Origin of the sequence: Deinococcus malanensis (assembly GCF_014647655.1) — a bacterium.
Taxonomy (GTDB): domain Bacteria; phylum Deinococcota; class Deinococci; order Deinococcales; family Deinococcaceae; genus Deinococcus; species Deinococcus malanensis.
The window spans coordinates 83,811-104,934 of sequence record NZ_BMPP01000008.1; the positions used below are offsets into that span (position 1 = coordinate 83,811).

Here is a 21,124-nt window from a genome sequence, read left to right on the forward strand (position 1 = left end):
CCGGCAGACATATCGCGTCCAGCGCCACCTGGACCGACAACACAGAGGCCTGAGCATTATGCTCAGGCCTCTGTGGTTCCTGCGCTCTATCGGGTCTGGGGTCTGCACCCTTTTGCCGCTTTCACGCTGGAGAATTGGGCTCCGGCTCCCTTTAGAAGTCCATACCGCCCATGTCGCCGCCGCCCATGCCGCCGCCGCCCTGGCCCTGAGCCTGCTGCTTCTCGGGCTTGTCGCTGACGATGGCTTCGGTGGTCAGGATCAGCGCGCCGATGCTGGCCGCGTTCTGCAGCGCCGTGCGGGTCACCTTGGCGGGGTCCACGATACCGGCGGCCACCATGTCATCCACGTACTCGCCGGTCGCGGCGTTGAAGCCGTAACGGGCCTTGTCGCTGTTGATCACGGCGTTGACGATAACGCTGCCTTCTTCACCGGCGTTGACGGCGATCTGGCGGGCGGGCTCTTCCAGGGCGCGGATCAGGATGCGCGCGCCGGTGGCCTCGTCGCCTTCCAGGCCTTCAGCCGCCGCACGGACAGCCGGGATGATGCGCAGCAGGGTGGTGCCCCCACCGGCCACGATGCCTTCCTCCACAGCGCTGCGCGCGGTGGACAGGGCGTCCTCGTAGCGGTGCTTCTTCTCCTTGAGTTCCGTTTCAGTGGCGGCACCGACGCGGATCACGGCCACGCCGCCGCTGAGCTTGGCGAGGCGCTCCTGGAGCTTCTCACGGGCGTAGTCGCTGTCGGTGGTGTCGAGCTCACCCTTGATGGCGTTGACGCGGGCGTCGATCTGGGTCTGCTCGCCCTTGCCGTCCACGATGGTGGTCTCGTCCTTGGTGATGCGGATGCGCGCGGCGCGGCCCAGCATCTCCATGCCGGTGTTCTCCAGCTTGTGGCCCAGGTCCTCGCTGACTACTTCCCCGCCGGTAACGGCGGCGATGTCGCGCAGCATTTCCTTGCGGCGGTCACCGAAGCCGGGCGCCTTGACGGCGGCGATGTTCAGCGTGCCGCGCAGCTTGTTGACCACCAAGGTGGCCAGCGCTTCGCCTTCGACGTCCTCGGCGATGATCAGCAGCGGACGGCCGGTCTGGGCGACCTTCTCCAGCACGGGCAGCAGGTCCTTGAGGTTGCTGATCTTCTTCTCGTTGATCAGGATGTAAGCGTCTTCCAGGACGGCTTCCATCTTCTCGGGGTTGGTCACGAAGTAGGGGTTGATGAAGCCCTTGTCGAACTGCATGCCTTCGACGACGTCCACTTCGGTGTCAAAGCCCTTGCTTTCCTCGATGGTGATGACGCCTTCCTTGCCCACCTTGTCCATCGCGGAGGCGATTTCCTCGCCGACCTGATCGTCGTTGGCGCTGATGCCGGCGACTTTCTTGATGGCGTCGGAGTCCTCGACCGGCACGGCCAGGTTCTGGATCTCGATGATGGCTGCGGCGACGGCCTTCTCGATGCCGCGCTTGAGGGCCAGGGGGTTGGCGCCGGCGGCGACGTTGCGCAGACCTTCTTTCACGATGGCCTGTCCCAGCACGGTGGCGGTGGTGGTGCCGTCACCGGTGATGTCGTTGGTCTTGCTGGCGACTTCCTTGAGCAGCTGGGCGCCGATGTTCTCGAGCTTGTCCTCCAGCTCCACTTCCTTGGCGACGGTAACGCCGTCCTTGGTGATGGTGGGGCTGCCGAACTTCTTCTCGATCACGACGTTGCGGCCACGGGGCCCAAGGGTCACTTTGACAGCGTTGGCGACGGCGTTGACACCGCGCTCCAGGCTGCGACGGGCGGCTTCATCAAATACAAGTTGCTTGGCCATGATGGTGCTCCTTTAATTCAGGTCTGAACAGACAGCAGAAAGAGGGTTGGAAAAACGCCTTACTCGACGATGGCGAGAATGTCGCGCTCAGCCAGGATCGAATAGTTCTTGCCTTCCAGGCTGACTTCGGTGCCGCCGTACTTGGCGAAGTAGACGGTGTCACCTTCGTTGACATCCAGCGCCACGCGGGTGCCGTTGTCCAGCATCTTGCCGCTGCCGACGGCGATGACCTTGCCGCGCTGGCTCTTTTCCTTGGCGGTGTCGGGTACGTACAGGCCGCCGGCAGTCTTCTGCTCGGCTTCTTCAATGATTTCAACCAGAACTCGGTCGCCCAGGGGTTTCAGCATGTGGGTTCCTCCTGCAATGAGATATGGGATATGGGGCACTCGACCGCTGGACTGCCCAGCGGTTTTTGCCGTTCCGCACGCGAGAATAGACCTGGAGTAAGAAAAATGTCAAATACCCGAATCCGACAATCTGAGTCTGGGGCGCTCAAGGTGCGCCAGCACGTGCAATTCACATAGTAGCTTGCTATCTATTATCTCAAACATATATACATTGGACAGTAATACAGCTGATCCCAGGCTGATGGTCGGCAACCCATCAGACATCGTTCCTGCCTTCCCAGTCTGCTTGAAGGAGATCGTATGCCCCGCCCCGATATTCTGAACAAAAATGCCTTTGAGGACGCCTTTCACAACCTGAATGGCGCTCCGGTCACCCTGGCGGTGCTGGATCTGGATCACTTCAAGACGCTGAACGATAGCTTGGGCCACAGTGAGGGTGACCGTGTGTTGCGCGGTGTCGAGCGGCTGCTCAGCGGCAGTCTTCCAACCGGCAGCCTCATCGGGCGGATTGGAGGCGACGAATATGCCGCGCTGCTGCCGGAAACTGCGGCAGAGACCGCACTGATTCTGTTCGACGAGGTGATCCGGCACTTTCATATCCACCGCGATCCGCACTGGCCGCGTCAGCTGGGCCTGAGTGTGGGACTTGCGGCGCGCCCAGCACACGCCACGACATTCCCGGACCTGTACCGCGCCGCTGACGAGGCCCTGCTGCGGGCCAAACGGGAGGGGCGGGCCCGGGCCTGCATTTATGTGGAAAGCAAGATGGTGCTCAAAAGCAACTATTACCCCAAGAGCCAGCTGGAGCGTCTGGCCAAGCTGTCCGGCGCGCTGGGCCGCACTGAGGCCAGCCTGCTGCGTGAGGCCCTAGACGATTTGATCGCGCGTCACCGGGAGGCACTGTGACAGGCGTGGCGACGACTGGCCCGGTCACTGAGGTGATATCCGCGGGCTGGCATGTGGCTCTTTCCGAAGCCTGGGAGGCCTATCTGCACGGCTCGTATCCCATCGGGGCGTGCGTGGTGGACCAGACTGGGCATGTTCTTGCCTGGGGACGCAACCGCTTGGGCGAACCCCGCCGTGTGGAGGCTGGAGTGATCAGCGGTCATGACCTTGCCCACGCGGAAATCAATGCCCTGCTTGCCCTGGCGGACATGCCCAGGCCTGAGTGTTACGGCTGGACGGTGTTGACTACGGTTCAGCCCTGCCCACAATGTGCCGGGGCCATTGCCATGAGTGGGGTGCGCGCGGTGGAGTATGCGGCGCCAGACCCCTGGGCCGGGTGCACCCGCCTGCTGACCGAGGACTCCTACGTCAGCCGGAAGGCCATCCGGGTGGGCCGCGCGCCAGCCATTGTGCAAGTGGTGGCGCTGCGGCTGGCCCTGGTGGGCTTTCTGGAAGAAGGTCACTCCTCGCTGGAGTCCTCGCTGATGCGGTCCTACCGCCAGACTCACCCGGGAGATCTCGAGGTGGCGACCAGGTTCCACCGATCCGGAGCGCTCCAGGCACTGCGGGAAGAGAGGGCGCCCGTGAATGAAGCCCTGACCCTGTTGGAGGCTGGCGCATGAACTTCCTGGACCTGTCGCCTTCGCCCGAGCGGACCGGACGCGCCTGTGCCTGGATCGAACAGGACGGCCGCCTGTTGATGGCAGCCCGGGACAGCGGTGGCTGGACCCTGCCCGGGGGCGGAATCCACCCGGAGGAAAATCCCGCTCAGGCCGCCGTCCGTGAGGCCTGGGAGGAATGCGGCGCCCACGCCGAAGTGACTGGTGAGCCTGTCATCCTGCACAGTGCGTCCGGAATGGCCTCAGTGTGTTTTCCGCTGCGCCTGATCTCTCCTGAGCTGGAGCCCAGTCCCGAGGGGCGCCCTGTGGCCTGGATTGATCCTCGCGTGCTCCCGTGGGCAGACGACGTGCAACTGCGGCAGGTGCTCCGGGCACGTGGGGAAACGCCGCAGCACCTGGATCTCCCGCCCCTGGTGGCCCAGGCCGACGCTGAAGGGGCGAAGACAGGTTTTGACTACGGCTGTTCGCTGGAGGTTGGACGTCTGCTGCGCGTACTGGCCGCCTCGCGTCCGACAGGACATCTGCTGGAACTGGGCACTGGACTGGGTACGGGCGCAACCTGGCTGCTGGCGGGCATGGGCAGGCACGCCCAGCTTCTGACAGTGGAGAACGACCCGGACCGGGCCCTGACAGCAAGGAAGCTGTTGCAGCACGACTCCCGTGCCGAAGTCCTGCACGGCGACTGGACCGAAACACTGGCTCACGGTCCTTTTGATCTGATTTTTGCCGATTGCGCGCCGGCTAAACGGGAGTCGGCCCAGCTGGACCGGCTCGTGAATGCCCTGTGCCCAGGCGGGGTGCTGGTGCTGGACAATTTCACCCCTCCCACGCGGCTGCCCGCCGCATTCCATGGCGGCGACGCGACACGGGAGGCGCTCTTCGGTCATACGAGGCTGAGTTGCGTCGAGGTGCAGGTCAGCGCCCGTGAATGTGTGCTCCTGGCCACGCGGTGCGGATGAGCCACCTTTACCTGACCCTGCTGCGCCATGGCCGCAGCCGCGCCGACGATGAAGACGTTCATGAGGGCCGCTACGACTCGCCTCTGACTGCAGTGGGCCGCGCGCAGGCTGAGGCGCTCTCGGCCTACTGGCAGGCCTACCCACCGGGCTTCGACCGGGCGTACACGTCCACCCTGCTCCGGGCCCGTGAAACGGCTCAGATCGTGACGGACGGACTCCACGTGCCCCTGACACCCACTCCACTGCTGATGGAATGGGATAATGGCCCGCTGGCCGGCCTGTCACGTGAAGCGGCGCTGGCCCGGTATCCCATCCCGAACTTCCGACATGACCTGGACGTGTTTACCTCTGAAGGTGGGGAAAGTCAGGCTGCCATCCGGGCGCGCGCCCTGCTGGCCCTGGAACTGCTCTGGCAGGGTGGGGAAGAGCGGCTTCTGGTCGTCTCGCACGGCGGCTTTCTGAACACCCTGCTCCGGGAACTGCTGGGCTCGGAGCGGGCCTGGTTTGCCTTCAGCGACACGTCATTTACTGCCGTGCGCCTGAGCCGTGGCAGCCACACTGCGCTTGTCACCGGTGTGAACCTGACGCCGCATCTGTAGGCTCAGCCCTCCTGGCTGGCTGCACAGTTCCTTTCGGATCTGGCCCTCCGACATACTTGGGCCTATGCACCACGATCTGATCCTCCGGGACGGCGACCTGACCCTGCGGCCTCTGAGTGCTGCGGATATCCCGGCGTTATGTACGCTGGCGGATCAGTGCGCCGGTGAGCTCCGGTTTATGGGAACCAGTCCTGCGGCCGCCGGTTACTACCACGCGGCTCTGGACGCACCGGACCATCAGCCGTTCGTTATCGAGGTGGGTGGAGAGCTGGCCGGAAGCACCCGCTACGGGGATATCCGCGCGGCACATGCGGGGCTGGAGATCGGCTGGACCTGGCTGCATCCGCGCTGGCACGGCTCCGGTATCAACCGCCGTATGAAGTGCCTGTTGCTGCGCCACGCCATTGAGGTCATGGGGATGGAACGCGTGCAGATCAAGACCGACATTCTCAATGTGCGTTCACAGCGGGCCATCGAGAAGCTGGGCGCCGTGAAAGAGGGTGTGCTTCGGCGCCATGTGCGCCGCCCGGACGGGTCCATGCGCGACACCGTGATGTACAGCGTCACGGGCGAGGACTGGCCAGCGGTTCGGGACCGGCTGTGCTCAGGACTCAAGCCCCTCAGGGCTGCTGGAGAAGCGGATACGGATTGATCGCCCCGCCCGGCGTATAGATGCCGTAATGCAGATGGGGCGGCGTGCCGCGCGCGTTGCCACTGTTGCCCACGTATCCCACCACATCGCCGGCCTCTACCCAGTCACCGCGCTCCAGACCCGGCACATAGCGGTCCAGGTGCGCGTAGTAGTGCCGCTGACCGCCCGGGCCCAGCAGCATGACCGTGCGCCCACCCAGGGTGTTGGGGCCAATATTCAGCACCATGCCGCGCGTGGTGGCCTGGACCGGCGTTCCACGCGCGGCGAAGATATCAATGCCTTCGTGACGGCGCCCGTTGCTGCGTGCCCCACCCCAGGTGTCCGTCAGGGCGCGGCCAGGCAGGGGATTGGGCAGACTGCCTGCTACCGGTGCCGGCGCGCGCAGCAGTGTCATGTAACGCTGCGCCGCCTCCAGCTGTGGCCACAGCCAGACCACCAGACAGCCCAACACCGCCAGGACAAGGAACCAGCGCACGACCCGCCTCATCCGTTCAGCATGGCGCACCACCCCCGGTACGAAATCCACCGAAGGTCGCAGTCGCTCCTCGGTGGCCTGGAGGTAGAATCCCCCGATGCCCGCCCGGTCCTTCTCGCCCCCTGCCTCCACACCGTCTGCCCAGCTGTGGACCCTGCCCGGTGGCCTGCGTGTCGCTTTCGAGCGGCGCGCCGGTCCGGGCTTTGCCTTCGATCTGCGGGTGCCGGTGGGCAACGCTCACGATCCGCCAGGACAGGAAGGTGCAGCAGGGGTGCTGGAGGAGTGGTTGTTCAAGGGTGCCGGCGGGATGGACGCCCGCGCCTTGCAGGACGCCTTTGACGATCTGGGGGTGCGCCGGGGCGGTGGGGTGGGACCGGAGGCGACGCGCTTCACGGCCAGTGGCCTGGGTGCCGATCTGGGCGCGGCGCTGCGCCTGACAGCCTGCGTGCTGATACAGCCTGAACTGCCGGAGGCAGAACTGAACGTCCTGACCGATCTGGCCCGTCAGGACCTGGAAGGTCTGGCTGACAGCCCGTCTGACCTGCTGGCCGTGCATGCCAGACGGCTGGCGTTTCCCCGGCCGGCCGGCTCACCGTTCGCCGGCTTTACCCATCCGGCCAGCGGCACCCTCGAAGGTCTGCAGGCCCTGACTTCGGCCGGCTTGCGTGCCCACCTGACGCGTTATGGGCAGGCGGGAAGCGTGCTGGGGCTGGTTGCGGACCTGGAACCTTCTGAAGCCTTTGAGCTGGTGCAGCGCGCCCTGGCAGAACTGCGGTCCGGACAGGTTGCTCAGGTGCCAGCGGTCTTCCGTGCTGGTGGACGTGCCCACCATACCGACGCCGACGCCGAGCAGACCCATCTGAGCATTACGGCCCCCGGTGTGGCCCCCACCCATCCGGACTGGCTGGCCTGGCAGGTGGCGCTGACGGCGCTGAGCGGTGGCAGCGCCAGCCGATTGTTTACCGCGGTGCGCGAGGAACGCGGCCTGGCGTATGCCGTCAGCGCCTCTCCGGTGCTGCTGGGTGGCCAGGGCTTTCTCAGCGCGTACGCCGGTAGCACTCCTGAGCGTGCCCCCGAGACCCTGGAGGTCATGCTTCATGAGCTGGCCCGTCTGCCGCAGGGATTGAAGCCTGACGAGTTCCACCGGGCCTGCACGAGCCTGACCACCAGCGTGGTGTTCGGCGCCGAGAGCCTGCGGAGCCGGGCTGGCAGCCTGACACGGGACGTGGCGGTGTTTGGCCGGGTGCGGCCCATTTCGGAGTTGCGTGCGCGGCTGGCCGCGCTGACCCTGGAGGACGTGAATGCCTTCCTGGCTGGGTATAACCCCGTGGGCCACGCCACCGTGACGACCCTCGGGCCGGTGGACCCGGGTGGCCCATTGGCGGAATCAGTGTTTTCCCTGCCGGCGGAGGTTCACCATGCCTGAGCGCCCGCAGCGCCATACCCTGCCCGGCGGCCTGACCCTACTGCTTGATCCGGACCGGGACGCGCAGACCGTGGCGGCCGGGTACTTCGTCAACACCGGTGCCCGCGACGAACTGCCGCACGAGATGGGGGCCAGCCACTTCATCGAGCACCTGCTGTTCAAAGGTTCGGAGCAGGTTGGAGCCGCCGAACTCAACGCCCGCCTGGACGACCTGGGTGGTCAGGCCAACGCCTTTACCAGCGAGGAGGCCACTGTTTACCACGCCGCCAGCCTGCCTGAGCGCAGCGCGGAGTTGCTCGACACCCTGACGGAGCTGATGCGCCCGGCCCTGCGCGAAGCAGATATCCAGACGGAACGTGGCGTGATTCTCGAAGAGATCGCCATGTACGCCGAGCAGCCGGGAGTCCGCGTGATGGACGAGTTGCGTGCCGACTACTGGGGCGGTCATCCACTGGGACATCAGGTGCTGGGAACCAGCGAGACTGTCGTGGCCCTCGGGCGCGAGGCCCTGGCGCGCAATCACCGGGAACGGTATGGGGCCGGACACGTCACCCTGGCCATCACCGGGGCTTTTGAACCGCAGGAGGTGCTGGGGTGGGCTCGGAGGTACCTGAAAGGATGGCCGCCGTCTGTCAGTGCGCCGGCAACCGGCCTACCCCTTGGGCCCCTTCACCCGGGCCACACCCGCGTGATCCATGACGAGACTCTGGGCCGGGTGCACGTGACCCTGGCTGCGCCGGGCCTGCCGGTCACACACCCGCTGCGCGAGGCCGCGACCGTTCTGGCCGATCTGATTGGCGGCGAAAACGGCGCCCTGTACTGGGCCCTGCTGGATACCGGTTTGTGTGACAGCGCGGACCTGGCTCACCTGGATTACCGTGACGCCGGCGCCTTCGAGGGCGGGTTTACCTGTGACCCCGAGCGTGCCGGAGCGGCCCTGAAGACCTACCGGCGCGTGCTCCGGGGTGCCGGGGAACTCATCACGCCTGAACGGGTACGCCGCGCCGCACGTAAACTTGCCGTATCCACGCTGCTGCGTGCTGAGACCCCGCAGGGACGGCTGTTCACGCTGGGCATGGAGTATCTGGTACGCGGAGAGGTGCTGACCACGGCGGAACTCGTAAGCCGCTATGAACAGGTCACGCCCGAGGCCGTGCGCGAGGTTCTGCGCCTGTGTCCGCTGGACACCCTCACCGTGGTGATGCTGGGCCCTGTAGAGGCTCTGGAATAGCGCCCTGATCCCCGCTGGTGCTGCTCAGCACCGTATCCATCCACCGCTGCAGTGCAGTGTCCGCTTCCCTGAGGGGCACAGTGGAGGTATCAAGGTGTGTGGTGGTCGCTGCCTGAAACGCCTGCAGGTGGCGGTTGAAGGTCTGCATGGCCGCGATGAAGGCATGGCTGTCGCTGGAACGCCACGCCGGGCGGGCCCTCAGGCGGTCAGCCAGGACCTGATCCGGACACTCCAGGACCAGAAAATGCAGGCCATCGAAGTACCGGGCGAGTGGGTGGGAGGTCAAATCCGGCGGCATCACACTGGTAAACAGAGCAGCTGTGACGCTGGTCTGGTTGACATTGAGTGCCACGCGCAGCAGGGCTGTTCGGAAGGCGCGGTAGCCATCCTGCGGGGTGTCGTACTGAGGCCCCCACAGGATGTCGTTCTCAAACGCAAAGATGGTACCGGACCTTCCAGCCAGCCGGGCTGCCAGCGTGGACTTTCCGGAGCCGCTGGCCCCGGTGATGACGGGCAGAGGCCGGAAGTGAAACGGCTGCACCTGGCCGCAGGTGGGGCAGGTGGTCTCGGCCAGTCCGGGTGCCGTCCGGCGGATGGTGTGATCCAGGGAGGGCTGAGCGCACCCGGCGCAGACAAGCAGCATGCCTCACAGCATAGAAGCGATGTGCAACTGCAATAGAGATCCCATAGAAGGCATGTGTGCATCCGGCGGGTGCCTGCCAGGAACGCGTCATGTTGCCCAACCCCCTGCTGAATCCCGCACCATGTCCGTGGCTATAGGGTCTGACTCTATCCCGGTCTTTTTCCGAAGCACAGCGGCGCGTGCCCAGGTACGGCCCTGGCGGCAAATTTCCGCAGGCCCAGACGGTCGGGGGCCTCCAGGTGGTAGCGGAAATTCCACAGGTAGTGCTGCACCACCCGCGGCGGAAGGCCCAGTGCCCCTGCGTGGCGCCGGGCTACCTGTGCCAGATGACCCAGCCCATCGCGTCTGGCCTCGCGCATCGCCTGCACGAGGTCGGGGGGCGGTGGGTTGTCCTTGCGGTAGGCCCATACGGCAAAGGTGAAGGGATGCCCGGTCAGGTCAAACCACTCGCACGCCAGATCAGTCACCGTGATGCCGCGTCCGGTGCTGGGTAGCGTGGTCATGGTCTGCGTGTCGCCCAGTGGGCCGACCACCCGGTACCATTCGCGCAGGGCGCTGTCACCGATGCGCAGCACACCGTCGTACCCGCTGCTCAGCAGGTCCTCGGCTTCTCCTTCGTCGCGTTCCAGGGTGGGGCACAGGCCGCGCTCGCGCAGCAGCACCTCCAGCAGGGCCACGCTCATGGCCGACTGTGCGGTCAGGGCAATCCGGCGCAACTTCTGCAAGGGACGGGTGTGAAACAGGTTGACGCTGTAGACCGGCCCCAGCACCGCCACGCTGAAATCCGGTAGGGCTTCGAGCATCTGCGCGTTGCGGATAAATTCCACCGCGCTGATGTTGGCAATGTCCACCTCGCCCGAGAGCAGCGCCGTGTTCATCTGCGTGGGAACACCCGTGACGGCGGTGACCCCGGCAGGAAGCACCAGCGAGTCCAGGATGGGGGCGACGTTCGTGTAATGAATCCAGCCGGCGCGGTAGGTCATCGGCGGAGGGCCTTCCAGATGCCCACACCCGCCACCAGCAGACCTGCCAGCAGCACTCCGTCCTGCAGCGTGGCGACGGGTACCGTGATCTGAACGTCGAAGGGAATAAGCCGCAGCAGCAGGGGCAAGAGCAGAACGCCGGGAAGTACGAACACGCCCAGCGCTGTCAGGCCTGCCCTCAAGGCACGACCTGCACACTGACGGCCTGCCACATGCCGGCACGCCGCGCGAACACCCGGAAGAAGCTCTGAACCCGCTCACCGTCGGCGTACAGGGTGCCGCGGGTGACGGCGGTATCACCATAGACCCGGCTGGCGTGCCGCTCGAACACCAGGGCGGCCGGGGCATTGCGCATCATGCCTTCAAGCAGATCGGCCTTGAACACCACCGTGCCGTCCGGAAAGAAGGCCATCCAGTCGTCGGCCAGCACGCCGGCCATGCGCTGCGGGTCGCGGTGGTGGTAGGCCGAGTTCCACAGGTCGTCGAGCATCAGCACTTCGTCCAGATCGCTCCGGGGCGCCCCACTCGCAGGCGGCACGGTCAGTCGGCGGCCTCGACGCCGGTCCGGGGAAAGGTTTCCAGTTCGTTGTAGTAGGCGTCGCGCAGCACCGGGGTGCGCCCGGCATGCTGAATCATGCGGACCATGCCCGCCTGCGAGAGGGCCATAGGACTGGTGGCTCCGGCGGCGTGGGCGATGTGCTCCTCCTGAATGGTGCCGTCGATGTCCGACACGCCCCAGTCCAGGCTGACCTGCGTCAGTTCCGAGCCGATCATGACCCAGTAACCCTTGATGTGCGGGAAGTTATCCAGGTAGATGCGCGCCACTGCGAGGTTGCGCAGGTCGTCGAGGCCGGTGGTGTACTCGGTCTTGCCGAGGTTCTGGGCCAGGGTGTTGCCCATCGGCTGGAAAGCCAGCGGAATGAAGGCGTGGAAGCCGCCGGTCTCGGTCTGCAGCTCGCGCAGGTGGTGCATATGGTCCAGGCGTTCTTCCAGCGTCTCGATGTGCCCGTATAGCATCGTGGCGTTGGTGCGCATGCCAAGCGAGTGCGCCTCACGGTGAATCTGCAGCCACTTCTCGGCTTTGACCTTGTTTCTGGCGACCTGCCGGCGCACCCGGTCGGCGAAGATCTCGGCGCCGCCGCCCGGCATCGCGGCCAGCCCCGCCGCCTGCAGTTCGCGCAGCACCTCTAGCGTGGGCTTCTTGCTGATCTTGCTGAGGTGCTCGATCTCGGCGGCCGTAAACGCTTTGACCTGCAACTCCGGGAAGGCCTCGCGCAACTTGCGCACCATGGCCGGGTAGTAGTCCCACTTGTGGTTGGGGTGGTGCCCGCTGCTCATGTGCAGTTCGGTGATGCCGGGCAGGTAGCGGCGACGGACCTGCGCAACCACCTCGTCCGGGTCGTAGTCCCAGGCGCGCTCCTCGTTCTTGTGGGCCGCAAAGGCGCAGAACGTGCAGCCCACGTAGCAGATGTTGGTGAATTCCAGGCGCATGGAGTGCACGAAGTACACCTTGTCGCCGTGCAGCCGCTGCTTGGTGTGGTTGGCCAGGCGCATCAGGGCGTTGAGGTCGCGGGTGTGGTACAGCTGCATGCCCTCGTCAAAGGAGAGGCGTTCGCCGGCCTCCACCTTGTCCACGACGCCACGCAGGCTCTGGTCAGACAGCCACTTCATGCTGGCCATGCTACGCCCCAGCGCGAAGGCGGATGCCCCCACGCACCACGCTTGTCGCCCGGTCCGGTCATTTCAGTGGGACCGCCGGGCAGGAGCTGCGCCAAAACCGGGGTAAAAATCCGGCAGCGTGCGGCACCAGTCGGCGCTGAACCCGGTCTCGTCGGCCAGCTGCAAACTCCAGGTCGGCTCCGAATACCCGGACAGCTGCATGACCCGTACCTGTCCTGTTCGCAGGCGCGCCACGTACATCTCCGCAAATGTTTCCAGGCTGTCGGCCAGCACGTACTTGTGGTCCTCGTCACGGCCAAACGTGATGACCTGACCGGGTGTGCCGTGTGGACCCGGATTCAGGTCGATGCCCACCGAGTTTCCGCTCCAGTCCTTCAGAAAGCTGACCCAGCCGGGCGTGGCGTACTCGGTTCGTATAGCGCCGGCCGGGTGCGAGACATGTTCCTCGTCCAGGCCCCACTGCCTCTCACGCCACTGCTGCTCGATCTCACGCCAGGTCTGCCATTCAAAGGCCAGATGACCCAGGGGCACGTGGTCGAGTCCGAAGGCCTGTCCCCAGTACGCGTGCCTCTGGTACAGCATGCGGAACGCTTCCGGCAGCTTCCGGCCGAGCTGGCGTTCCAGGCTGCTCAGATCGGGCCCAGTGGCGCCCGGCTTCAGCTGTGCATGAATGGCCGGTGCGTGCAGGAACAGCCAGTCCTCCAGTTCCGTAAGCAGGGCCGGGAAGTCGGCGGGCATGGCTCAGCGTAGCTGCCGGGGCCGTTTCCAGGGCGCAGAATTGGGGAGCCGGCAGCCAACAGGAGGGAGAGGACACCGCGGTGTCCTCTCCCTGATCATTTCCGCGCGGGTTCAGTTCCCGCCCACCGCTAGACGACCGATCCGCACCGCGGGCGCGCCGACAGCGTCCGAGGTCCACTCCACCGTGTCGCTGACGGCCTCGATGCCGGCCAGAACCTCCAGAATATTGCCGGCCACCGTGAAGACCTCCAGCGGATGGGCGACCCCGCCGTCTTCCAGCCAGAACCCCTCGGCCTGAAGGCTGAAGTCGCCGGTTATGGGGTTGGCGCCGGCATGGCCGCCGGACACCCCGGTGACCAGCACACCGCTGAGGCCCGCACGGACCTCACTGTCCGGGGTCTTGCCGGCCTGCAGCAGCAGGTTGCTGGGACCCACGCCCACCACGCCCTGGTAGCCCATGCGCGCGGCGTGCCCGGTGCTGTGCGTGCCGGCGCGCGCCGCCGTCTGGGCATTGTGCAGGAAAGCCGTCAGCCGTCCGGCCTCGACCAGGGTCAGAGGCGCGCTGGGGCAGCCCTCCACGTCAAAGGCCCGGGAGTTCATGCCCCGGGCAAGCGTGGCGTCGTCCACCAGCGTGACCAGCTCACTGGCAACCAGTTCGCCCAGGCGCCCGGCCAGAGGGCTCTTGCCTTCCTCGACCATCTTGCCGCTGAACATGGGAGAGAACAGATCCAGCAATTCGGCCAGACACTCGCCGGAAAAGACGGCGGGGAACTGGCCGCTTGGCGCCGGCCGGGCACCCAGCAGGGCCACGGCCTTCTCCACGGCACTCAGGGCGGTGCGGGTGGGGTCCAGTTCGGTGAATTCACGGGTGAACTGCCAGTCGCGCTGCATCTTGTTCTGACCATTCTCGCTGACCAGTGGGGCGACGAAGTGAAAGGCCTGCAGGGCCTTGAAGCCGCGTGACAGACCTTCGGTGTTACCGACCAGCGTCTCGCTGTCACTGTCGACGTACATGCCATAAGGCACGCTGGTCACGCGCGGGTCGGCCTCACGGGCGGTGCGCTCCAGATCCAGGGCGACCTTGACCTTCTGCTCAACCTTTACGCCGCTCAGGCCCTCGCCGTACAGGTCCAGCGCGGGAGGCTCGGCCCAGGCGACCAGCCCGGCGCCGCTCTCGGGCGCTACCAGTTCGGCATTTTCCACCGCCATATCCAGCGCGCGGTCCAGTGCAGCCGGCGCCAGATTCTCGGTGAAGCTGTAGCCCCAGGCGCCCCCCTGCAGCGCCCGCAGGCCTACACCCTGGCGCGCCTGCAGCTTGAACTCGCTGACCTCGCCGTCAAAGGCCCGGATATTGGTAGACGTGTTGCGCAGGGCGTAGACCTCCAGCTGCACGCCCCGGGCCTGGGCCCGTTCCAGCAGGTAGCTGCGCGCCTGATCGATGCTGAGCTGTTCGGTGACGGTAGCGGTCATGCGCGGCCTCCCACGGTGATTTCGGACACCAGAATGTGCGGCTGCCCCACGTCGGTGGGCAGGGAGCCCGAGATGCTGCCGCACATGCCCTGTCCCAGGCTGAGGTCGCCGGCGACCCCCACGATGTTCAGCAGGTCCTGCGCGCCGTTGCCCACCAGCGAGGCACCGCGCAGGGGTTCGGCGATCTCGCCGTTCCGGATCATGTATGCCTCGTTGACCGCGAAGTTGTAGTCGCCGGTGCCGGGAGAAACGCTGCCGCCGCCCATCTTGCGGGCGTAGATGCCGTGCGAGACGCTGCGGATCAGGCTCTCGGGGGTCTGGTCGCCGTTGTCGATAAAGGTCGAGCGCATGCGGCTGGCCGGCGCGAAGGTGTAGTTCTGACGGCGCCCCGAGCCGGTGCGAGCATAGCCGGTTTTCATTTCACCCACGCGGTCCACCAGGAACGACTTGAGAATGCCCTTCTCGATTAGGACCGTGCGCTGGGCAGGCATGCCCTCGTCGTCCACGTTGACCATGCCCCATGAACCGGGCAGGGTGCCGTCGTCCACCGCGCTCACGCAGTCCTGCGCGATGCGCTGGCCGAACTTGTCGGCAAAGACGCTGGCGTTCTTCTCCACGGCGGTCGTTTCCAGGATGTGCCCGCAGGCCTCGTGGAAAATGACGCCGCCGAACTCGTTGCCGATCACGACCGGCAGCTTGCCGGCCGGAGCGTAGCCTGCGCGCAGCATGGCGTTGGCGATGCGCGCGGCCTCGGCGCCAATGCTCTCGGGCGTGACGGTGTCGAAGAATTCCAGGCCCTGGCTGGCGCCCGGACCGTAAAAGCCGCTCTGGCGCAGCGTGCCGTCCTGCGCGATGGCGCTGACGCTCAGCCGGCTCTGGACCCGCTCGTCCTCGGCCCACAGGCCCTCGCTGTTGGCGATCAGGACGCGCTGCACGCGGTCGAGGTAATTCACATCCACGGTCTTGACGTCACCAACCTGTGCGGCGCCCGAAGCGCGGCGCATCAGGGCCAGTTTCTCGCGCTTGGCGGCCGTCAGGGGGTGCTGCTGAGCGCGGTAGTGCGGCGTGACATTGACCTTGCGGAAGTCCAGGCCCCCCGCACCGCTGCGCTCCACCTCTCCGGTGCTCCCACGGGCGCTGGCCACCGCACTGGCAAGTTCACGCAGGCCAGAGGCGGTCACGTCGTTGGTGTAGGCGTAGACCACGCGGGTGCCGTACAGCAGCCGCAGGCCGGCGCCGAACAGATTGCCGCCCCCGGCGTCTTTGACCTCGCCCTGGTGAAGGCGCAGGGTGGTGTTCACGGTGTCTTCCATAAACAGCTCCGCGAAGTCCGCGCCGCCCGCGCGGGCAAGCGTCAGCACGTCACTGACCAGTGTTTCGTCGAGCATCATTCTCCTTTGGATTCCTGGGCTTCGGACAGGGGCAGCATCGACCCCGCAAAGCCCATCAGTGAGAGGGTGAACAGCCGGGCGCCACGTGTTTCGGGCGCCGCCTGCTCTTCGTGTGCTATGGCGTCCCAGGCGGCATTGACCATCCGTTCAAAAGCCGCCGGGGTCAGGCGCGTGACCCGCACCAGCAGCCGGGCAGAAGCTGGTGCGAACGTGCTGAGGTCCACGTCGCGCGGGCCGGCACTCAGGTCAAGCAGCGTGAAGTCCTTTGCCGGCGGCACCTGCTGTCCCTGGGCAGTCAGAAACGCCTCGCACAGCGCCGTCAGGACGGGGCGGGTGGTGTGTGCTTCCAGGAGGGTCAGCAGGTGCTCCGGGACCACGTAGCGCTCGGCCACTGGTTGCAGCGGTTGACCACGGCCGGGTCCGGGTGCCGGGACCAGAAGTCCCAGTCTGCGCAGGTGCCCAACGTGATAGGCCACCCGCGGCGCCGGTTCGCCCAGTCGCCGGGCCGCCTCGCTGGCGGTGGCCCCACCCCGGAACTGGCCCAGCAGGTGCCCGCCATACCGCACGTCCAGCAGAGCAAGCAGTTGCGCCTCGCTCTGAAGCACGAAGGTTGAAATGTCAGGCACCCCTCTACTGTGCGCGACTCTTGTTTCAAAGGGAAGCCGGATTGCTGAAACTGCGGCCTTCTCCGCCATTGTGCTTAGTCCTGGCCGACTGCCCCCGCGCTTACTGCGTGCGTCCAGGGCAGGCGTTACCCTGATGGGCATGAAGGAACCTGCCCACTCCCCAGCCCAGGGCGAACGCTGGATCGTGGACGCGGTCGAGGACGCGCCCGGTGGTCCGGTCGCCCGGCTGGAGCGCGAGGACGGCCGGACGTTTACCCTGCCGCTGCGGGTGCTGCCCACAGGGCTGCGTGAAGGCGACCTGCTGGCGGTTCACGATGGTCCGGACGGTGCCACCGCACAGATCCTGCCCCAGGAAACCCGGGCACGCCGGGCCGCTGCACAGAGGCGGCTGGAGGCGCTGAATCGAGAGGGCCACGTGCACTTTGACGACGATGGAGAAATCACGCTGTGAGTGGAAAGAAGGAGCCCAAATCCCCACGGCGCGCAGCTTCTGCCGGCCGGAAGTCCCCGTCTCGAAAAACAACGCCGAAAAGCCGCCGCAAGGCCGCCACCCGGAGTGGCCCCAGCAGCTCGGACGTGACGGGTCTGGTGGTGTTGCTGCTGACCGCCAGCCTGGCTGCCTGTGCGGGCAGCAAGGTGTTTGGTGACAAAGAACCTGCCGGTGAAGCCAAAGCCACTGTGCCCGCCGGCGAAATGACCATCCGCTTCCTGGATATCGGTCAGGGAGACGCCGTGCTGGTGCGCAGCCCCGAGGGTAAGACCCTGCTGCTGGACGGCGGACGCAGCGCCGAGCGCATGCGCGATCACATGAAGACCTACGGCGTCGACAAGATTGACCTGATGATCGCCAGTCACGCTGACGCCGACCACATTGCCGGTCTGGTCGCCGCAGCCGAGGCCAGACCGATGCTGTTTATCAACAACGGCCTGGGCGGCACCACCCGCACCTGGGAGCGGCTGGTGGACGCGCTGCGTGAGCAGGGCACAACCTTCCAGAAGGCGAACCGGCAGGTCGTCAACCTGGGTAGCGTGAAGGTCCGGGTGATCGCGCCGCCCCCTGGCATGGGCAGCGACCAGAACGAGAACAGTGTGGGCCTGCGCCTGGAGTTCGGCGACTTCAAGGCCCTGATGACCGGCGACAGCGAGAAACCCGAGACCCAGGCCTGGCTCGAACAGGACCGCCCCGAGATCCGTGGACCGTTCCAGGTCTACAAAAGCATCCATCACGGCGCGGCCAACGGGGACCATCAGGCCTGGCTGGCCAGCGTGCGGCCCGAGAACGTGGTGGTCAGCGTGGGCGAGAACAGCTACGGGCATCCCACCAAAACGGCGCTGAACCTGTACGACCAGAACGGCATCCGCACCTACCGCACCGATGAACAGGGGACGGTCACCTTTACTGCCAAGGCGGACGGTACTTACACCGTCACAACTGACCGCTAAATGAAGAACATCTGGGGGCCGCCATGTACGGCGGCCCCCAGGGCAAATGCGTCAGGCAGAACCTGATTTCAGCGTGTTTCTGTCAGGGTGTAGCTGCCCGAACCCCAGTAGGCGTAGACCTCCCACCGGTAGGTGCCGCTGCCTGCGGCGTAGGTGATGCTTTCGCTGCTGGTGCTGCCTGTGCTGGCCGCCACGTCCATCCAGCTTCCACTGGAAGTTTTCTTCTGCAGATACAGATCGAAGTCCGTCAGACTGCCGGCGCTGAGGGTGGCCTTCAGGGTACCGCCGGCATAAGTGAAGCCGCTGGTGCCGGGCTTGAAGCTGCTCGTGCCCTTGCTGACCGATCCGGTGTAGGTCGTGCCTGACGGTGTGGGGGAGACTGCAGCCGGGGCGCTCACCTGCAGCAGGCGGTTGGGGCTGCCAGTACCGGCGCTCGTGACCTTGCCCGAAGCGCTGTTGGCGATCAGGGCGTTGCTTACCTGCGCTGGCGTGTAGGCCGGGTTGGCCTGGAGGATCAGGGCTGCCGCGCCGGCCACGTGCGGGGAAGCCATACTGGTGCCGCTGCTGGCGCTGGTGGCGGTGGTCGAACCGATCCAGGTGCTGGTAATGTTGCTGCCCGGCGCAAACAGATCCAGGCAGGAGCCGTAGTTGGAAAAGCTGCTGCGGGCATCGGTGCTGGTCGTGCTGCCCACCGTGACGGCCGAAGGCGCACGCGCCGGACTGCTGCCACAGGCGTCCACGTTACTGTTGCCCGCTGCGACCACCACCGTAAGTCCGCTGTTGGTGGCGCTGGCCACGGCGTCGTCCAGGGCCTGACTGGCGCCGCCGCCCAGGCTCATGTTGGCCACGGCTGGCCCGGAGCGCTGCTGGGCAGCCCAGTTCAGTCCGGCGATCACGCCGGAAGTGGTGCCCGAGCCTTCACAGTTCAGGACTTTAACAGCCACAAGTTTGACGTTCTTGGCCACACCCCAGGTGGCACTGCCGACCGTCCCGGCCACGTGCGTGCCGTGCCCCTGACAGTCCGAATTCACGCCGTCGCCGGTGGTGTTGGTGCCCCAGACCGCACGCCCGCCAAAGTTGGTATGCGCGGTGTTGATACCGGTGTCGATGATGTACGCTGTCACACCCATACCAGTCTGCTCGTAGGTGAAGCTGCCCGACAGCGGCAGGGCCGGCTGGTCAATCCGGTCCAGTCCCCAGGTGGCGTTGGTCTGCGTGGTTCTGAGCAGCACGCGGCTGTCGCGCTCAATGTATTTCACGCGTGGGTCTGCCTGCAGTCTGGAAAGATTCTGCGCGCTCAGGGTGCCGGCGAAGCCCTGCATCGTCCCGGCATACAGGTGCCTGATGCTCACGCCCTGCTCGCTGAGGCCCAGCATGCGGATCAGGCCATCGTGGTCCTGGGCAGACAGGGCCTGGCTGAGCAGACTGGTGGCCTGCGCGCTGATGACCCCAGAGGGCTCGCCCTGGGAAAACACAACAATGTACTGACCGTCGATGCCAAGGGGATTGTCCAGGCCTACGAGCGGAGCAGAAGTGGGAACACTGCGCGCGGGTTCGTCGGCAGCAGGAACAGGAGCAGAAGAGGTCGAGGGGGTTCCGCAAGCCGCCAGCAGCAGCGGCAGGCTCAGTACAACACTCAGGGAAAGTCGCATCAGTAGAGGCTCCTTGGGTAGAAAAACGTGCAGCGACCGGGGTTCCGGAGCGCGTTCGAATGGCAGAGGTGAGCGGTATGTAACCGGGCTTCAGCATGCTCCGCCAGGCCTCACAACCCCCTGAACCGTATGAACCTGACGGCTCATGAACTCGGCCCCCAGGCGCAGGGCATTCCAGGCGTCTCGGGTGCCAGATGCATTCCGATTTGTTTCATGTTCAGGGTGAAGTCCGCATCAGCCGTCTGTGTCGGTCAGCGGAATGACGTCTGACGTTGACTGCTGCGATATGTCCGGCCCCCATGCGGCAGGAATGGTATGGATCCCGGTTCATCGGTTGTTCCCTTACCGATAAGCCCGGCCGGACCTGTAAAGCTTCGAAGCAGGGGAGATGAAAAACGAGTGACCGATTGCGGAGGCACGGGAGCGCAGCAGAGGAGCCGCAACCGATTATCTGGAGTCCGTATGACCCGTTTCCTGACAGCCTGACCCTAGATTGCTGCGGGTTCCAGTGCGGCTGGAGCCGGAGCAGTCACAGTTATGACCTGACCGCTGACCGGATGAGTGAAGCTCAGCGTGTGCGCGTGCAGCAGGTATCCCAGGTCGCCGGGCAGACCGGGAAGCTCTGGTCTTGGCAGGCCTCCGGGAGCATACAGGGGGTCGCCGACCAGTGGCTGACCGATGCTGGCCAGATGGACGCGGATCTGGTGCGGTCTGCCGGTGAAGATCTGAACATCGAACAGGGTCGCCTCGCGGCGGCGTTCCACGACCCGCGCCACCGACCGTGAGGGTTTGCCGGACGGGGTGGCGGCATACACATCGCCCAGCCGGGGGTGCGGGACCGGCCCGATGGGCGCCGTGATTTCGGTTTCGTCCTGTGCTGCCTGACCGCTGGCCAGGGCGCGGTAGACCTTGCGCACGTCCTGTTCACGCCAGGCCCTGGAAAGCGAGGAGCCGACTGCCCCACCGCGCGAAAACAGCACCACGCCCGACGTGCCCCGGCCCAGACGATGAAGCGGGGAGGCCCCTGGATAGCTTGCGCGCACCACCGCCAGCAGGGTGTGCTCCAGAAAGCCCCCGCCGGGCAGGGTCGGCAGCCCCGAGGGCTTGTGGACCGCCAGAAGGGCGCTGTCCTCGTGCAGCACACTGAAGTGCAGCGGCGCGTCCTCTTCCTGCCAGGGTGGGCGGTGCCAGACCAGCGTCTGTCCGGCCCGCAGGCACTCGGCCCCCGCCACGGTCCGGCCGTCGACCTCCACCTCGCCCAGGGCCAGACGTGTGGCCCAGACCTCCGGCGCCGAGTGCCGGTAATGCGCACTCAGAAAGTCCAGCACGCTGACGCCACTGACCTGCACAGGCGTGACATAGGCGTATCCGGAATTCAGCGGCATGGGTCAAGGGTAAGTGGTACGAGCGCTCCCGGGAGGCTGAAGGGACGGGCCGTAATAG

Annotated in this window: 23 protein-coding genes; 9 read left to right on the forward strand and 14 right to left on the reverse strand. The window is 65.9% G+C overall.

Annotated elements, in window-relative coordinates; genetic code table 11:
* Positions 1-151: 151 nt before the first annotated feature.
* Together groL and groES are read right to left on the reverse strand one after the other, a co-directional pair.
* A complete protein-coding gene (groL, locus tag IEY49_RS10880) occupies positions 152-1,801 on the reverse strand; it encodes a chaperonin GroEL (protein ID WP_189008208.1) in 1,650 nt (549 codons plus the stop codon).
* 59 nt (positions 1,802-1,860) lie between these two features.
* Entirely contained in the window at positions 1,861-2,148 is a 288-nt protein-coding gene (groES, locus tag IEY49_RS10885) for a co-chaperone GroES (RefSeq protein WP_189008211.1), read from the reverse strand.
* Positions 2,149-2,448: 300 nt separating this feature from the next.
* Between groES and IEY49_RS10890 the strand changes: the two genes are divergently transcribed.
* The 5 genes from IEY49_RS10890 to IEY49_RS10910 all read left to right on the forward strand — a co-directional run bounded on the left by IEY49_RS10890 (position 2,449) and on the right by IEY49_RS10910 (position 5,923).
* Entirely contained in the window at positions 2,449-3,054 is a 606-nt protein-coding gene (locus tag IEY49_RS10890; protein ID WP_189008213.1) for a GGDEF domain-containing protein, read from the forward strand.
* Entirely contained in the window at positions 3,051-3,716 is a 666-nt protein-coding gene (locus IEY49_RS10895) for a nucleoside deaminase (protein WP_189008216.1), read from the forward strand. The genes IEY49_RS10890 and IEY49_RS10895 overlap by 4 nt, the downstream gene beginning before the upstream one ends.
* Positions 3,713-4,672 (forward strand): NUDIX domain-containing protein, encoded by a 960-nt coding sequence (locus IEY49_RS10900; RefSeq protein WP_189008219.1) that lies wholly within the window; start codon positions 3,713-3,715, stop codon positions 4,670-4,672. Before IEY49_RS10895 ends, IEY49_RS10900 begins: the two co-directional genes overlap by 4 nt.
* Positions 4,669-5,271 carry a histidine phosphatase family protein gene (locus tag IEY49_RS10905; protein ID WP_229780740.1) on the forward strand — a complete coding sequence of 201 codons (603 nt, stop codon included), beginning with the start codon at positions 4,669-4,671 and terminating at the stop codon, positions 5,269-5,271. Before IEY49_RS10900 ends, IEY49_RS10905 begins: the two co-directional genes overlap by 4 nt.
* Before the next feature lie 64 nt (positions 5,272-5,335).
* Positions 5,336-5,923 (forward strand): GNAT family N-acetyltransferase, encoded by a 588-nt coding sequence (locus IEY49_RS10910; protein WP_189008225.1) that lies wholly within the window; start codon positions 5,336-5,338, stop codon positions 5,921-5,923.
* Here the strand turns inward: IEY49_RS10910 and IEY49_RS10915 are convergent.
* Positions 5,892-6,410, reverse strand: a complete 519-nt coding sequence (locus tag IEY49_RS10915) for a M23 family metallopeptidase (protein WP_189008228.1) — start codon at positions 6,408-6,410, stop codon at positions 5,892-5,894. The genes IEY49_RS10910 and IEY49_RS10915 overlap by 32 nt on opposite strands.
* Before the next feature lie 85 nt (positions 6,411-6,495).
* Between IEY49_RS10915 and IEY49_RS10920 the strand changes: the two genes are divergently transcribed.
* Positions 6,496-7,824 carry a M16 family metallopeptidase gene (locus tag IEY49_RS10920; RefSeq protein ID WP_189008231.1) on the forward strand — a complete coding sequence of 443 codons (1,329 nt, stop codon included), beginning with the start codon at positions 6,496-6,498 and terminating at the stop codon, positions 7,822-7,824.
* Complete coding sequence (locus tag IEY49_RS10925) at positions 7,817-9,055, forward strand: M16 family metallopeptidase (protein WP_189008234.1); 1,239 nt, start codon at positions 7,817-7,819, stop codon at positions 9,053-9,055. Before IEY49_RS10920 ends, IEY49_RS10925 begins: the two co-directional genes overlap by 8 nt.
* Here the strand turns inward: IEY49_RS10925 and IEY49_RS10930 are convergent.
* From IEY49_RS10930 to IEY49_RS10970, 9 genes are all read right to left on the reverse strand, one after another.
* Positions 9,015-9,698, reverse strand: coding sequence for an ATP-binding protein (locus IEY49_RS10930; protein WP_189008237.1), 684 nt, complete (start codon positions 9,696-9,698; stop codon positions 9,015-9,017). The two genes, IEY49_RS10925 and IEY49_RS10930, sit on opposite strands and share 41 nt — an antisense overlap.
* Before the next feature lie 146 nt (positions 9,699-9,844).
* Positions 9,845-10,681, reverse strand: coding sequence for a menaquinone biosynthetic enzyme MqnA/MqnD family protein (locus IEY49_RS10935; protein ID WP_189008239.1), 837 nt, complete (start codon positions 10,679-10,681; stop codon positions 9,845-9,847).
* Positions 10,678-10,863 carry a hypothetical protein gene (locus IEY49_RS10940; protein ID WP_189008242.1) on the reverse strand — a complete coding sequence of 62 codons (186 nt, stop codon included), beginning with the start codon at positions 10,861-10,863 and terminating at the stop codon, positions 10,678-10,680. The genes IEY49_RS10935 and IEY49_RS10940 overlap by 4 nt, the downstream gene beginning before the upstream one ends.
* Complete coding sequence (locus IEY49_RS10945; protein ID WP_229780741.1) at positions 10,860-11,219, reverse strand: nuclear transport factor 2 family protein; 360 nt, start codon at positions 11,217-11,219, stop codon at positions 10,860-10,862. Before IEY49_RS10945 ends, IEY49_RS10940 begins: the two co-directional genes overlap by 4 nt.
* Before the next feature lie 2 nt (positions 11,220-11,221).
* The gene (mqnE, locus tag IEY49_RS10950) at positions 11,222-12,352 is read right to left on the reverse strand and encodes an aminofutalosine synthase MqnE (RefSeq protein ID WP_189008245.1); all 1,131 of its coding nucleotides are present in this window, start codon (positions 12,350-12,352) and stop codon (positions 11,222-11,224) included.
* Positions 12,353-12,424: 72 nt separating this feature from the next.
* Positions 12,425-13,099: an SMI1/KNR4 family protein gene (locus IEY49_RS10955; protein WP_189008248.1), complete on the reverse strand. Its 675-nt coding sequence runs from the start codon at positions 13,097-13,099 to the stop codon at positions 12,425-12,427.
* Between the two features lie 111 nt (positions 13,100-13,210).
* Entirely contained in the window at positions 13,211-14,569 is a 1,359-nt protein-coding gene (locus tag IEY49_RS10960; RefSeq protein WP_189008251.1) for a TldD/PmbA family protein, read from the reverse strand.
* Positions 14,566-15,960, reverse strand: a complete 1,395-nt coding sequence (locus IEY49_RS10965; RefSeq protein WP_229780742.1) for a TldD/PmbA family protein — start codon at positions 15,958-15,960, stop codon at positions 14,566-14,568. The genes IEY49_RS10960 and IEY49_RS10965 overlap by 4 nt, the downstream gene beginning before the upstream one ends.
* Positions 15,957-16,586: a hypothetical protein gene (locus tag IEY49_RS10970; protein WP_189008253.1), complete on the reverse strand. Its 630-nt coding sequence runs from the start codon at positions 16,584-16,586 to the stop codon at positions 15,957-15,959. The genes IEY49_RS10965 and IEY49_RS10970 overlap by 4 nt, the downstream gene beginning before the upstream one ends.
* Before the next feature lie 139 nt (positions 16,587-16,725).
* On the opposite strand from IEY49_RS10970, the gene IEY49_RS10975 reads away from it, so the two are divergent.
* Together IEY49_RS10975 and IEY49_RS10980 are read left to right on the forward strand one after the other, a co-directional pair.
* Positions 16,726-17,037 (forward strand): DUF3006 domain-containing protein, encoded by a 312-nt coding sequence (locus IEY49_RS10975; protein ID WP_189008256.1) that lies wholly within the window; start codon positions 16,726-16,728, stop codon positions 17,035-17,037.
* A gap of 125 nt (positions 17,038-17,162) precedes the next feature.
* Positions 17,163-18,029 carry a ComEC/Rec2 family competence protein gene (locus IEY49_RS10980; protein WP_229780743.1) on the forward strand — a complete coding sequence of 289 codons (867 nt, stop codon included), beginning with the start codon at positions 17,163-17,165 and terminating at the stop codon, positions 18,027-18,029.
* 68 nt (positions 18,030-18,097) lie between these two features.
* Here the strand turns inward: IEY49_RS10980 and IEY49_RS10985 are convergent, their stop codons facing one another.
* Positions 18,098-19,681: a S8 family peptidase gene (locus tag IEY49_RS10985; protein WP_189008262.1), complete on the reverse strand. Its 1,584-nt coding sequence runs from the start codon at positions 19,679-19,681 to the stop codon at positions 18,098-18,100.
* 488 nt (positions 19,682-20,169) lie between these two features.
* A complete protein-coding gene (locus IEY49_RS10990) occupies positions 20,170-21,066 on the reverse strand; it encodes an RluA family pseudouridine synthase (RefSeq protein ID WP_189008264.1) in 897 nt (298 codons plus the stop codon).
* Positions 21,067-21,124: the final 58 nt, after the last annotated feature.

Coding starts and splice junctions, on each gene's coding strand:
- IEY49_RS10955 (WP_189008248.1), bottom strand. CDS start 13,099: ATGCCCGCCGACTTCCCGGCCCTGCTTACGGAACTGGAGGACTGGCTG.
- IEY49_RS10900 (WP_189008219.1), top strand. CDS start 3,713: ATGAACTTCCTGGACCTGTCGCCTTCGCCCGAGCGGACCGGACGCGCC.
- IEY49_RS10920 (WP_189008231.1), top strand. CDS start 6,496: ATGCCCGCCCGGTCCTTCTCGCCCCCTGCCTCCACACCGTCTGCCCAG.
- IEY49_RS10925 (WP_189008234.1), top strand. CDS start 7,817: ATGCCTGAGCGCCCGCAGCGCCATACCCTGCCCGGCGGCCTGACCCTA.
- IEY49_RS10890 (WP_189008213.1), top strand. CDS start 2,449: ATGCCCCGCCCCGATATTCTGAACAAAAATGCCTTTGAGGACGCCTTT.
- IEY49_RS10990 (WP_189008264.1), bottom strand. CDS start 21,066: ATGCCGCTGAATTCCGGATACGCCTATGTCACGCCTGTGCAGGTCAGT.
- IEY49_RS10960 (WP_189008251.1), bottom strand. CDS start 14,569: ATGACCGCTACCGTCACCGAACAGCTCAGCATCGATCAGGCGCGCAGC.
- IEY49_RS10985 (WP_189008262.1), bottom strand. CDS start 19,681: ATGCGACTTTCCCTGAGTGTTGTACTGAGCCTGCCGCTGCTGCTGGCG.
- IEY49_RS10905 (WP_229780740.1), top strand. CDS start 4,669: ATGAGCCACCTTTACCTGACCCTGCTGCGCCATGGCCGCAGCCGCGCC.
- IEY49_RS10915 (WP_189008228.1), bottom strand. CDS start 6,410: ATGAGGCGGGTCGTGCGCTGGTTCCTTGTCCTGGCGGTGTTGGGCTGT.
- groES (WP_189008211.1), bottom strand. CDS start 2,148: ATGCTGAAACCCCTGGGCGACCGAGTTCTGGTTGAAATCATTGAAGAA.
- mqnE (WP_189008245.1), bottom strand. CDS start 12,352: ATGAAGTGGCTGTCTGACCAGAGCCTGCGTGGCGTCGTGGACAAGGTG.
- IEY49_RS10935 (WP_189008239.1), bottom strand. CDS start 10,681: ATGACCTACCGCGCCGGCTGGATTCATTACACGAACGTCGCCCCCATC.
- IEY49_RS10975 (WP_189008256.1), top strand. CDS start 16,726: ATGAAGGAACCTGCCCACTCCCCAGCCCAGGGCGAACGCTGGATCGTG.
- IEY49_RS10910 (WP_189008225.1), top strand. CDS start 5,336: ATGCACCACGATCTGATCCTCCGGGACGGCGACCTGACCCTGCGGCCT.
- groL (WP_189008208.1), bottom strand. CDS start 1,801: ATGGCCAAGCAACTTGTATTTGATGAAGCCGCCCGTCGCAGCCTGGAG.
- IEY49_RS10965 (WP_229780742.1), bottom strand. CDS start 15,960: ATGATGCTCGACGAAACACTGGTCAGTGACGTGCTGACGCTTGCCCGC.
- IEY49_RS10930 (WP_189008237.1), bottom strand. CDS start 9,698: ATGCTGCTTGTCTGCGCCGGGTGCGCTCAGCCCTCCCTGGATCACACC.